9 protein-coding genes and 1 pseudogene are annotated in these 11,876 nt (G+C 49.1%); 1 reads left to right on the top strand and 9 read right to left on the bottom strand.

Annotated elements, in window-relative coordinates; translation table 11 throughout:
* Nucleotides 1-23: 23 nt before the first annotated feature.
* Complete coding sequence (locus J0X00_RS15550; protein ID WP_282477160.1) at nucleotides 24-212, top strand: hypothetical protein; 189 nt, start codon at nucleotides 24-26, stop codon at nucleotides 210-212.
* 60 nt (nucleotides 213-272) lie between these two features.
* Here J0X00_RS15550 and J0X00_RS15545 read toward each other — a convergent pair whose 3' ends face one another.
* The 9 genes and pseudogenes from J0X00_RS15545 to J0X00_RS15505 all read right to left on the bottom strand — a co-directional run.
* Nucleotides 273-875 (bottom strand): 4Fe-4S cluster-binding domain-containing protein, encoded by a 603-nt coding sequence (locus J0X00_RS15545; protein ID WP_282477159.1) that lies wholly within the window; start codon nucleotides 873-875, stop codon nucleotides 273-275.
* 2 nt (nucleotides 876-877) lie between these two features.
* A complete protein-coding gene (locus tag J0X00_RS15540) occupies nucleotides 878-1,384 on the bottom strand; it encodes a hypothetical protein (RefSeq protein ID WP_282477158.1) in 507 nt (168 codons plus the stop codon).
* Nucleotides 1,384-1,593 carry a DUF2997 domain-containing protein gene (locus J0X00_RS15535; protein ID WP_282477157.1) on the bottom strand — a complete coding sequence of 70 codons (210 nt, stop codon included), beginning with the start codon at nucleotides 1,591-1,593 and terminating at the stop codon, nucleotides 1,384-1,386. The genes J0X00_RS15540 and J0X00_RS15535 overlap by 1 nt, the downstream gene beginning before the upstream one ends.
* Nucleotides 1,586-3,934: a hypothetical protein gene (locus tag J0X00_RS15530; protein ID WP_282477156.1), complete on the bottom strand. Its 2,349-nt coding sequence runs from the start codon at nucleotides 3,932-3,934 to the stop codon at nucleotides 1,586-1,588. Before J0X00_RS15530 ends, J0X00_RS15535 begins: the two co-directional genes overlap by 8 nt.
* Entirely contained in the window at nucleotides 3,934-5,640 is a 1,707-nt protein-coding gene (locus tag J0X00_RS15525) for a hypothetical protein (RefSeq protein WP_282477155.1), read from the bottom strand. The genes J0X00_RS15530 and J0X00_RS15525 overlap by 1 nt, the downstream gene beginning before the upstream one ends.
* Entirely contained in the window at nucleotides 5,637-9,086 is a 3,450-nt protein-coding gene (locus tag J0X00_RS15520) for an AAA domain-containing protein (protein ID WP_282477154.1), read from the bottom strand. Before J0X00_RS15520 ends, J0X00_RS15525 begins: the two co-directional genes overlap by 4 nt.
* 15 nt (nucleotides 9,087-9,101) lie before the next feature.
* Nucleotides 9,102-10,691 carry an AAA family ATPase gene (locus J0X00_RS15515; RefSeq protein ID WP_282477153.1) on the bottom strand — a complete coding sequence of 530 codons (1,590 nt, stop codon included), beginning with the start codon at nucleotides 10,689-10,691 and terminating at the stop codon, nucleotides 9,102-9,104.
* A gap of 86 nt (nucleotides 10,692-10,777) precedes the next feature.
* The gene (locus J0X00_RS15510) at nucleotides 10,778-11,077 is read right to left on the bottom strand and encodes a hypothetical protein (protein WP_282477152.1); all 300 of its coding nucleotides are present in this window, start codon (nucleotides 11,075-11,077) and stop codon (nucleotides 10,778-10,780) included.
* 79 nt (nucleotides 11,078-11,156) lie between these two features.
* Nucleotides 11,157-11,654, bottom strand: a pseudogene (locus tag J0X00_RS15505) (Arm DNA-binding domain-containing protein); the annotation flags it as partial.
* Nucleotides 11,655-11,876: the final 222 nt, after the last annotated feature.

Genomic DNA, 11,876 nt, shown 5'->3' with positions numbered 1-11,876 from the left:
TATACCTGACCCACTACGGAACGGTGCAGCCGACGGCCGCGAATATCCGGCAGTTACTGGCATCACTGGGTGCCTTTGCCGCCATCGCCGAACAACACGCCAGCCCGCTTGAAGGTTGTCACCAGCGCATTGCCGAAGCCATGCTCGACTGGCTGACAACACAACTGGCGACCATCAACCCGGCGGCAGACCTGCAACAGGCCCGCGCCTAGCTGGCAACAGATGCCGACTTCAACACCCAAGGGCTGGAAGTCTGGCTGGACAAATCCAAGTCACTCTGAATCTATTAAAGTCCCGAAAAAGCTGATGTCCGGGTAACCAAGAACTCTGATAGCAGCATTTTCATCAATAATGACTTCGACCTCGTTAGCGTCTTCTGGCGGCTCCAGAGGAATTCTTCCCCCCGGTAGGTAAATTAATTCCTGATTTGACGAGCCCCTCCAACGAAGATTCGTATTCCTGAAAGAAGAAGAGTAGCGACCAGTTATCATCAAGTCACAATGTTCTCTGAGCAACGCCCAATCCCTGCGTTTTACTAGCTCACTATACGTAAAACCTGTATATAAAACCGTCGAGCAGCCAGAGGAGCGCCTGAAAGAACTTAATAACCAACGTGTGTTTGATGCCTGTTGTAGAGGCTCACCTCCAAGTAGGGTTATGCCATCAATATCTCTGTATTGAAGAATTTCATCCAATAATTGCTCCCGATGTATCAATTGTTTAGGCTCAAATGACCACATCTGCTGATTCCAGCATCCTTCACAAGCTAACGAACATCCCTGGAGCCAAATAACGTAACGTTTACCAGGGCCATATATATGGCTTTCTGGTTCAATATGGGCAACGTTGAAGTATTCGCCGTAATCCTTGGCCACGTCTACACCATCCGGGTCAGAACCAGTTGAATCTGGCCTTTGCTGTTGGTGGTTTCCTTAACCGAGTAGCCTTGGGACCTGGCTTTGTCAATGGCTTGCTGGCGCGTTTTTTCAACTCTGGCCTTTCGCTCTTCCTCAAGGCGAATACGTTCCTGCTCGGCAAGCTTTTCGAGATGCTTTGCATAAGCCGATTCGTAAGCACTGCTCACGTCACTCAGAAATCTGGAAACCTTGGTATAACCCTTTACTGAAAAGCGATCGACGGTTCGACCTGCATACTCATCTGAATCATGCATCATCACCCAGCGATCACGTTCAAATCGAAATAACTGACGGCCGTTGTAATCGCTTCGATTAGTTAGAATATCGCCAATCCGAAGTCGATTGCGCTGAAGCAGACCAAGACCATCAGAGGTAACTTTTTGTGGCTCAGCACCAACCACTGCCAGAGCTTCTATCAGCACCTCTTCAATCACAAATGGCGTAGTAGTTTTGATCACAGCACTCATCAGGATTTCCCCTTGAGCGACTGAACCCTGGTCGTTTGTTGAGTCTGCTGTTGATGAAATTCATCGGTCTTCTTAACACTGCTGACGACGCCTTCCAGATTCAGCAACTCGTCCAAAGCCTCCAAACAGCTTTCACCCTTGAAACCAACGGTTTTAGCAGTAATCGCTCCATCGTCATCAATCGTAAGCGTGATTTTCTGTTCAGCCATTGGTGGACTCCTTGTCACATACAATTTTCGCCTTCAGGCGTTGAGCATCCTCTCTGGCTTGATTAATCTGATCAGTATCAAATACCACCAGATAACGATTCTGCTGATATTTACGCAGTTCCGTTCCTTCTGCTGGCAGCTCTTCTGATGGCCACAGGAATTGGTTTTCAGCAGCTATATTACCTTTCAGACCGAGCTGTTTGGCAAAGGCATCGGATACTTGTTTCTGCTGATACACAAACGATGCACCGTGTTCATTCAGTGCTTTTTCTGCTCGCTCTTGGTCTACTTTGCTGTTATCCAGTGTTTTTTGAGCCTCCTGAATATCACGCTCGATTTTCTTCAGGCCTTGTTCACAATCAGCTAGGCAGCGTTCAAAAGCACTGTAATACTTTTTCCAGGCCTTTTCCTTGATGAATGTTTTCCAGTTGTTTGCCTGCCTTACATCCATGGCTTGCAGAGCTTCTCGTTTGACTTTTATACAGGCCTGGCGAGCCTGTTGTGTTAATTCTTCACGTCTGGATTTGGCTTGTTGAATAGATTCCTGTCGAGCCTGCTTTTCCAGCTCATCAGCGTCTTTTGGTGCTGCCAGAGGTATCTCTGGCAAAGCTTCTGCCAGAAACTGTTCAGGCTTTAGATCGTTGATTTCGATCTCATTCACCTGCTGATCTGTCAGCTTTTCGGCAGCTGCAACCCAGCTATCGCTGAATTTTCGCTCAACCTGAGAAGTGGCCTCGGCCTTATTCTTTTCCAGCTGCTCAAGATCAGACAACTTCTGTTTCAACAGCTCGTTCACCTTCGACTGATCGGCTTTTAATGCATCACGACGCTGCTCCCAGCGCTGGTTTTTCTCGGCTTTATCCAGCTCCTGCTCGGTATCGGCACCACGCCTACGAATTTTATCCTGCAAGGATTCCAGACGCTGACGATATTGATCTCGTTCCGCTGGCGTTGCTGTAATAACGCACCAATTTTTGAGGACGTCGATTTCCTGATTCAAGGATTTCACCGATTGTCCCTGCCCGAGCAAGAACCCTTTGATAAAACCTCTTAACTTGTCAGCGATGCCAGCTTGCTGTTGGTCGATGTTGAACTGGGCAGTAGTCAATACTTCAAGTCGTTGCTGCCAATCCTGTTCTGAATTTTTCCAAGCCTGATACAAGGTATCCGGCTTTACACCCTCCGGACAATAAGGTGGGTGTACGACCACGTCATAATCAATAAAGTGGGCAAGCTGGCTGCGTTGCCAAGCCGTCACCCCAGATGCCAACTGTTTGGCATCATCACTCAGGAAGCTGTCGATACTCTGGGTGCTGATATCCTCAAGCTCAATTTCACGAACCTCCTCAACCACACATTCCAGACCCGGTTGATCAGCGAAACGGAGCCGTTGTTGATAATCGCATTCGCCTATCGCTGTTTTGGCTTGATATTGCCAGGCGGCCTCCTCAAAGGCCTGTTCGTATGCTTGCTCAAGTTTATGGCTTTGCCGTATTGATAGCTTTAAGCACCAGTTGGCAGCAGAAAAATCCGTTTGATCTGGCAGTAGCCAGTTACCCTCATTCGATAACAACAATGACGGTATCCGGTTATCGCTAAGCACAACGCCTGTACGAGCCTGCTTTGAAATTTCACTGGACTGAGTTCCCAATAGCAACCGCCAGCTATCACCAGAAGCACCAAAACCGGAATGAGTGGCCGCTTGAAGATGTTCCAGCGTATCGCCCAGACAATCGTTCAATGTGCCGCATAGCTGATGGGAGTGGTTGGTAACGACAGCGCCATCCGGATGCTGAACGCTGAATTGCTGCTGGTTCTGTTGCAGGTATTCCTCATTGCTATTTTCCCAGAACAGTTTGCAGAAGCTGCGGAAACTGTCATCGATCTGCTGACGCTCCAGCTGGACTCCCCAGGAAGGTTGATCAGCAGATACCAAAGGCTGACCAGACATCAACAGCAGCCCTTGAGCCTGAGTGGTGGTGTGATCTACCAGCACCAAAGTACCTTGCTGGCTCACACCCGTGCGAATCAGACAACGACCAGACAGGGTATCAATCGCCACCTTATTGGCGTTTTTCTCGCCCAACAGCAGATAAATACGAATGCCTTTTTCTGTCTGCTCTTTGATGGCCTGAATCAGCGATTCGTCTTTCAGTTGCTCACAGGCAATCAGCAGGGTCAGACGAGCCATGGAGATAATCCGGCTGAGAAACTCACTATTCCACATCGGCAAAACGCTACTGAAGTCTGCATCAGACTCCTGTTTGCTGAACAAAGCCGGTAAATGCTCGTGCTGGTAATCGATTCGAAATTGTTCCTGACGAGATACGATCCGTGTCATCAGAGAGCCTCCGCTACGGTGTTATTGATCTGCTCTTGCAAGTATCGAGGCAACTCAGCCTCTTCTTTCGGAGTGAAGGTCGGTGAGCCATCAACAATAAATCGGCCACCACTCTCACGAATAAAATCTAGCCCGCTGCTGCATTCCCAGCACCAGGTATGCTCCGTACCGACCAGAATCCAGTAGCGACCGTGGTTATCATTTTGCTTTTGCAGGATTTCGCGCGACCAGCTGTCTGGCAGTTCTGCTTCTTTTCCGTGCTGCTTATCCAGCGTTAACAGCAAGCCATCAGCATCAGTAAAATAAGCAGCCACTGAATTCAGGTTGCGGCTCTGGCGTGGGGTATGTACATAACGATCTGAATAGATGAAGTGTTCGATATATTCACCACCTGTCAGCTGTTGCAATAACTCACCAAGATCCAGCAGATCAGTATTTACCAAGCTGATTGGCATCCGCAACTTGCGGCTTCTGGACGAAGTGAGATCCGCCATTGCCGCAACATGCCAATAAGCCTGCGGCTGACTTTCGCGTGGAATCTCTGACAGCAAGGACTGCTGTTCTTTAAGTGGTAACTCAAAGTCATTCAATGCAATATGATCCAGCCATTGTGCCTGATTTTTACGAGCCTCCGGCGATGAGTGGTACTTTCTGCTGTAGAAATCTTCAAGCCAGAAGCGCTGCCATTTCTCGGCATCAAGCTGGTCGACTGGTTGAATAGGAATATGCTTAGCCTGAACTGACTTAAACCGACCTATAACAGTTGAAAGACCCGAACAATTCAAGCTACCGATCTGTAATTTCTGGACAGCGGATGGATAACGCTGAATCGACTCCAGAGAAGCCTGCAAGCGACGGTCTTCAATCAACCAATCGCCGTCGAATTCTCCGGCAATAGCCGCCATGACATCGTTCAGGCGATCACCAAAATCGTCAATGGAGAGAGCCAGAGCTTCTGGGCGTGAGCCGGTTTTGTTCTGTTTGAATTGCAACATATCCAACTGGCCTTTTAGGCTGACTAGCGACTGCGAAAAGTCGAGCGTCCATTCAAGCTCAATCTGTCCTGATTTTTCGGGCGAGCAAATCACTTCGGGTTCGAGCGATGCCAGCTGCAGGCTGTAATGCTTAGGCTCAGTCTTGTTACGATCGACAAAGGACTCTTCCAGAACGTTTAGCTGTACAGGCTGCTTAACTTGGAATTCTGACCGAGCTGCGTCCGCTCCTTTTTTCCAGCCTTTCATATTGGGATCTAAGAACGCCGTATCTCGCTGCATCAAGACCGGACGAGTTCTCAGCAACGGATCATTATCTGTGTACCAGATATGATAAAGACCTCGCTCTTTAGCTTCGAACAAGCCGCTATCAATAACTTGCTGACCTTTATCCGTGATTCCGGATTCATCCCACAGCGTTTCTCGCTTGAGATATGCCTTCAGTCGAGGCGGCATATCCGCAGGATTGTTTTGCATGCCCTTTAACAGGGACACCAGATCAGGTCTATCACGCAAGAATGTAACCTTGGCGATAATGGGAAAACGCTTTAGCTGAACATTTCGACTGAGCGTTAAGGCTAGTGAGCCTTTTTTGTTTACATTCTCTTTGACAGGCGTGGAGTGGTTTTTAGCCTCACCTACCGGTTCATTAGCGTCAGCGATTCCTTTCAAGTCTGAAAAGGAACTCATCTGGTGTTTTTTATGGTTACTCATGATCGAGACTTCCCTTTCTTACCTGCATTGTGGTGCGGTTGTTTTTGGCTATTTTCAGTCAAAACATGGCAGGATTCTGCGAGTTTCTTTAGCTCCAGCGTACGGGAACGCTGAGAGAAATATTCATGATGCCCAACAATCACCAACTGGTAACGGGCACGGGTAATGGAAACGTTAAGACGGTTGGGCGAGTCCATAAAGCCATCACGGTAAGTATTAACCATCGACAAGAACACGACATCCGCTTCCTGACCCTGGAAGTAATCCACAGTCGCCAACTTGATCGATATGCCTTTGAAATTAAATCGTGCATAACGATAGGCATTACCCGGCAGCTTTTGAAGGGCTTCCCGCAGGGCTTTTTCCTGACCTTTGTAGAAGGTCAAAATCGCAACGTCGAAGGCTTCGCCTTTTTTGTTTTTGCCTTCTGCCCAATCACAAAACGCTTTCAGCTCAGTCATCAGAGCCTGTGTTTCCTGCTTGTTACTATTGCCCCGTAATGTGGTTCCCCGAATGTCCAACCAGATATTTCTGGAATCATATCGCGGATAGTTCCAGGCTCGGTCGGAAGTCGTTTTGCCTCCATCGGCCAAAACACCTTTGGGGTAAAATTGCTGTCGAGGGAATACCGATATATCCGGATGCATCCGATGTTGATAGGTCAGCGTCGTATAGCGTCGGGACTTCTCAGAAGCATCAAATCCCTGATTCAAGGTCGTTGGTTCGTCGCTCTTACGTTTGACCAGTCCATCCCCCGATAACGCCTCAAGAATCGACGGGAAGGCAATATTTTTGAGTACATGAATTCGGCCATCAGCTGATGCTGACTTGGGGAAAAGCCGTTCCAGAGTGTCCTCCAAATAGCCGGTTTTTCGCTTCTGGTTGGCAGATAATCGCAGCCAGTACTCACGCTCCAGACGCCAGCACACTTCTTCCGACCATTTAGTGCTGTCGATACGGTCGAGCAATTCTTTATGAACATGAACGGTATCCGTGTATTCAGAGGTTTTAACTTTGAACGACTTACAGCCAGTTCCCGAAACCTTATGCTGCGCCGCCTGGGACGTGCGGCACCAATCGGGATGCAGAATCAACATATCGTCCGGAATCCAGCCCGTCAGTTCGCCCAGACAACCTTCTTCGACAAAACATAAACTGCGGCGATACAGCTGATCTGGCTTCTGCTGGATCTGTTTCAGCCCAAGCTGATGGCTATCTGCATCACGTCCTGCGTTTGCCGTTACGACCATCAGGTTATCCAGGCCCTTGGCAAGTTTTGGCAGCGAAGTACGTGTTCGAATTTCTGCAGCCAATGCACTTGCAACGTCACGGGTAACAGGCACCAACACTGGATGGGAATAGGGATTCCGATGGTCACCTCGCAGCTCCTCCAGCAGGAAGCAGGCTTGCTGGACTGCAGCAGGAAGGTTCTGACCGGGTATTTTACCTTTTGGTGGAACCAGCATCAGATTATCGAGGTTGGCGACGATCTGCTCACGATCAGTGAACGGCGATAGCTGACGCACGTCGCCTACCAATACCCAGCGTTTGGCGAAGCGGGCAGGCACCAGGAATTCCTGAAAAGTGGTTTTACTGCACTCGTCGATGATCATCACATCAAACGGTGGCTCGCCGGTATCCAGCGACACCTCGCGATCATTGAACAGTCTCAGGATACCGATGGTAGTACCGCAAACCAGATTGGAAGAATCTACCATCAGCTGCTTGCTGAGCTGATCACACCCGTGGATTTTCTGAAGACCGCTGAGCATATTATCGAACTGGAATTCTTCAACACCGATGGCATTGTTTTCATCACCGATGCGCAACGGAAAGATCTGTGCTGACAGCGCTGGGTTTTCCTTGATCCGCTCCAGTACATTGTTGATCGCGGCATGGGTCGAAGCTGACAACAGAACACGCTTGCCCTGCAACACCAGCTGCATGATCAGTTCAAGAATGGTGGTGGTTTTACCTGTACCTGGCGGGCCATCCAAAATGGTGAAATCTTCGTTAGCCAGGGCTTTGGTAACAAACTCACGCTGACGATCACAACCATCGAAGTTCGGGTCTGTCAGTACTGTCCAGCCGGACTCGGAGATTTGCACCACAGGTACGTCTGGCCAACTCGTCTGCCCACGTTTTTGCAACATCTGAACCAGCGGCCAATGTCCCCGTGCAGGCCGGCTCATCAATTGGTTGATGGCATCTTTCTGGCGTTTGAGCTGACTGGTATCCACACTCACGCGGATCTCGCAGGACTTCCCTTGTTGGGATGGATAGTCGCTGCTCCAGTTTTTCTTGCCTTTGATATTTCTGGCCAAGAGGATCTGGCGCTCGTCCTGACGGGCCTTGAGTACGCGGAAGCCGTCATCAAATTTTCGTTGAGTAGAGTCCAAAATTTTAATGTTCTGGTTATCGCCAAAGAAGTAATCCAGATCAGACTTGCCTGTATCGTCGCCACCTTCATTTTCGATCAGCTGTATCCACTTTTCTTCGACGCGCGCTTTTTCCAGTTGCCAGGCGAGAGCTGGAAATACGGAGCAAGTGAGAGAATCGGAATCATTGAATTCCTGATTAGTACGACTTTCCAATATTAGGCTTTGCGCTTGTTTGCTATCTTCTACTCGCAGTTCCCAGTGATCACTTTGCAGGGATTGAGCTTGATATTGAAAGTGACCGCAACTCAGCTTAGCCAGCTGCTTACTGGTAACATTTTCAAGCTTGTGCCCGTCGACCTGCGGCGGGGAGTCTGCAAACAGTAGCCAACCATTACCTTCTGGTTTGGCTTGCCATTGTTTAAGCTGGGATTCGTCCAGCCCCTTGATCAAGGTGAAAGGCGTGTCTTGCCCGTCAACGGACAGCGTGCTGCTGGCTTTCACATGGCCTTGCACAGTCAGCCCAGCACCATTTTGCTGCATCACTTTACATAGTTGGCCATCAATATAAACAGAGTCCAGCTTGTCAATTTGAACAGCCAGTGGACGCAGTTCCAGCTGATAACCGCTCCATGAGATAGGATCGTCGTCTAATTCAAGGTCAGGCAAATACAGCTGATGCTCCGAGGCGCTATAACCATCGTTGGGGATATCTGTCTCTCGTCGACCTTTACCTTTGCCTTGTCGAATAGGGTCGTCCTCATCCGGGTCAAAATCAGCATCGGGTAGCTCTCCATCAACGGTGAGAATTTCAAACCAGCCTTGCTTACCAGCCACAACTTCAATTTTGCTCACCGGCATCAGTTGCCAGATCAGTTTGTCAGGCTTGAGCTGATAGCGCTTGTTGGCAACAGGCTTCCATTCGCAGCTGACTTCCTTGTTCTCCAGTGCCTTGATGCTGTTATTCAGGTAATGCATAAACGGCATCAGGACATTATTTGTCTGGCTGGCCAGTACTTCAGCCTTGAAGCCTTGCTGTTCAAGGGCCGTAAAAAACGGGTTTTCCATAACAAGTTATCCTGATTATTTTCTGACGAACGGGTTTTCGCCTTCCTGTTTTAGACGGGGCTTTTTACTGTTGAAAGTATCCAGAAGTTCTGGCTCTGCCGAGCTGGCAGGAACTGCGCGCCCCTTCGCCCAAGCACGGGTATCCTGAATCATTTCCGCCATAGTAAAAGACAGTGGAGAGGTGGCCTGAATGGCCTTGAGAATATCGTCCTTGTTTAACTGGTGGCCTTCGTCAAAAGCCAGAAACATGGCCTCCTTGACGGCTTCTTCCAGTTCAGCTCCGGTAAAGCCCTTGCTGGCGAGCGCCAGCTCATCCAGTTCTTCTTGCGTAAAATCATCGAGACGATTACGGCGCTTCAGATGAATAGAGATAATGTCCTGGCGATCCTGCTGTACCGGCAGGTCCACAAAGAAGATTTCATCGACACGGCCTTTACGTAGCAGCTCGGGTGGTAATTGGGCGATATGGTTAGCGGTCGCTACCACAAACACCGGTTTCTCTTTTTCCTGCATCCAGGTCAGAAAAGTACCTAATACGCGGGATGTCGTACCGCCATCTGTGGCACCAGAACTTTGCATGCCCGACAGACCTTTTTCGATTTCATCCACCCAGAGAATACTGGGTGCCAGCGCTTCAGCAGTTTGTAGTGCCGAACGGATATTAGCCTCAGACTGCCCCACAATACCGCCATAGATTTTACCCATATCCAGACGCAACAGAGGCAGTTGCCAGGCATTCGCCACTGCTTTGGCGGCCAGGCTTTTACCTGTGCCCGGCAAACCGAGCAGCAACACACCTCTGAGAGTTTCCAGACCAAAATCACGGGCGTCTTTGGTGAACGACTGACGACGGCGATTCAGCCAGGATTTGAGGTTATCGAGGCCGCCGATATCGTCGAGCGTGGCTTTCGGATGGAAGTATTCCAGATGTCCGCTCTTGCGAATCACCTGCTCTTTTTCTTTAACGATAAAAGGGATTTCAGATTCGGTGAGACGTCTGAACTGACAAGCGGCCTTTGAGAAAGCCAGTTGGGCTTCGCTGGTTGAGAGACCAAGTGCAGACTCGATCAGAGCGGATGACTCTTGATAGTCCCTGTCGCCCAGTTCATATCGCTGCTTGGCCTGTCGCATCAGAGTTTTGAGGTCATCGGTATCCGGTAATGGCATTTCCATCACCTGCACCTCTTTCTCCAATTCTGGAGGCAGTAAAGGAGCAGGCTGGGATAACACAACAGTGACGTTATTGATTTCACGGCTGGCAACGGCGATCGCAAATGCACGCAAGCGGCTGATCAGAGTGTGCTCATTCAGGAAATGATGGAAGTCCTCCAGAAGCAGGATGAATTCAGATTGGTCTTGCGAAGATTCAACCAGCCACTCCAGAGCTTCCTGAGGCTGTTCACCCTCATCCTCCGATTCCCAGGAATCGTCTTCGAAATCGTATTTTCTCAAGCCCTGCGGCATGTTCCATACGTAGAGGTCTCTGTTCAGGTCTGTGGCCACCTGAATGCAGCAAGCGCGAATACGCAAGGTTTCGTGACTGATGATTTGAATAACCGGTGCAGCTGTTTCCGTATTTATCTTGAACAAATCCCTAAATGTCACTGTCTAACCTCCATGTTGAATTGCCAGTAACTATAACTCATGTAAGATGTATATAAGCATTAGAAATATCAAGACTCTGCCAACACTCAGGCGGAGCTTCTGGCCCTGACCCACTGAAAATAATCCGTACAGACTGATCCCGCTGCAATAATCGCCCCCTGTTTATCCAGCACTGGGATACCCTCCAGATGATCGAGAAATAGCGTCAGCATACTGTCGACCATGCTGTAGTACTCACCGGCCAGCCATTGGTTCTGGCTCAGCTGCTGTTCAACAATCGCAATAAAGCCACGAGCCGAAAGTTGATAAAGGATGGTGCGCTCCGGGCGATGGCGCACATGCAGCGGTGCGCCGACACTCGGGCTGGCTTCCCTACCAACCAGCACCGATCACTCCCACTCGAATATCAATAATAAAGAAATAAACTTATATAACAGCCATTTAGCATAGTGGTCAACTAAAATTGTCACGCGTATGCACAGCTGTTGCCGGAGCTCCCCTCTCTACTATCGCGTCAGTCAGTGCTCGCAGATCTTCATGGATGATTTCGGTCAGCTTCTGATTACCAAATTTGCTCACTAACTCTCGGGCATAAACTGAGCGACGCATGTCCCGGGTAGAGTCCGCCATCTGATAGCCACGCAGCCATTTCTGAGCCCACGCACCAAAAGTTTAAGCATCTTTGGTTCTCGCCTTCGCACGGGCTTTCTCTTTGGCCGGTGACTTTCCATCAATAACCATTCGCTTCGCTTCATTGAGACGCTCACGAGCTTCAGCTAACGTGATGCCTCCTACTCCGTAGCGGCCAAAGGTAATGGTTTCTTGCCTACCATTGATCGAGTAGTTGTAACGAAAGGAGATAGATCCCGCGGTGGTGACGGCAACATAGAGGCCATCACGGTCATTGACTTTGTATAGTTTATCTTTGGGTTTGAGATTGCGTAGCTTGGTATCAGTCAGCATGTTTCGACCTTTATTCTTGTTTGATACCATGCTGAAAAACCTCTAAATAATAAGAAGTTAATCTTTATAAAACAGATAGATATGAAAATTTAATACCATGTCCCATCAAAAACATTCAGCATGGTATCGGGCGTAATCCATGGCATTACTGATGAATCATACCCATCAAAATACCACGGTCAAACCGTGCTTGGCGTTGCCAGACATTGCCAAAAATGACTA

Source organism: Vibrio sp. ABG19 (assembly GCF_029962385.1).
Lineage (GTDB): Bacteria > Pseudomonadota > Gammaproteobacteria > Enterobacterales > Vibrionaceae > Vibrio > Vibrio ostreae.
Note: the sequence above shows the minus strand (reverse complement) of the source record. Positions and strands in the feature narration are given on the sequence as shown.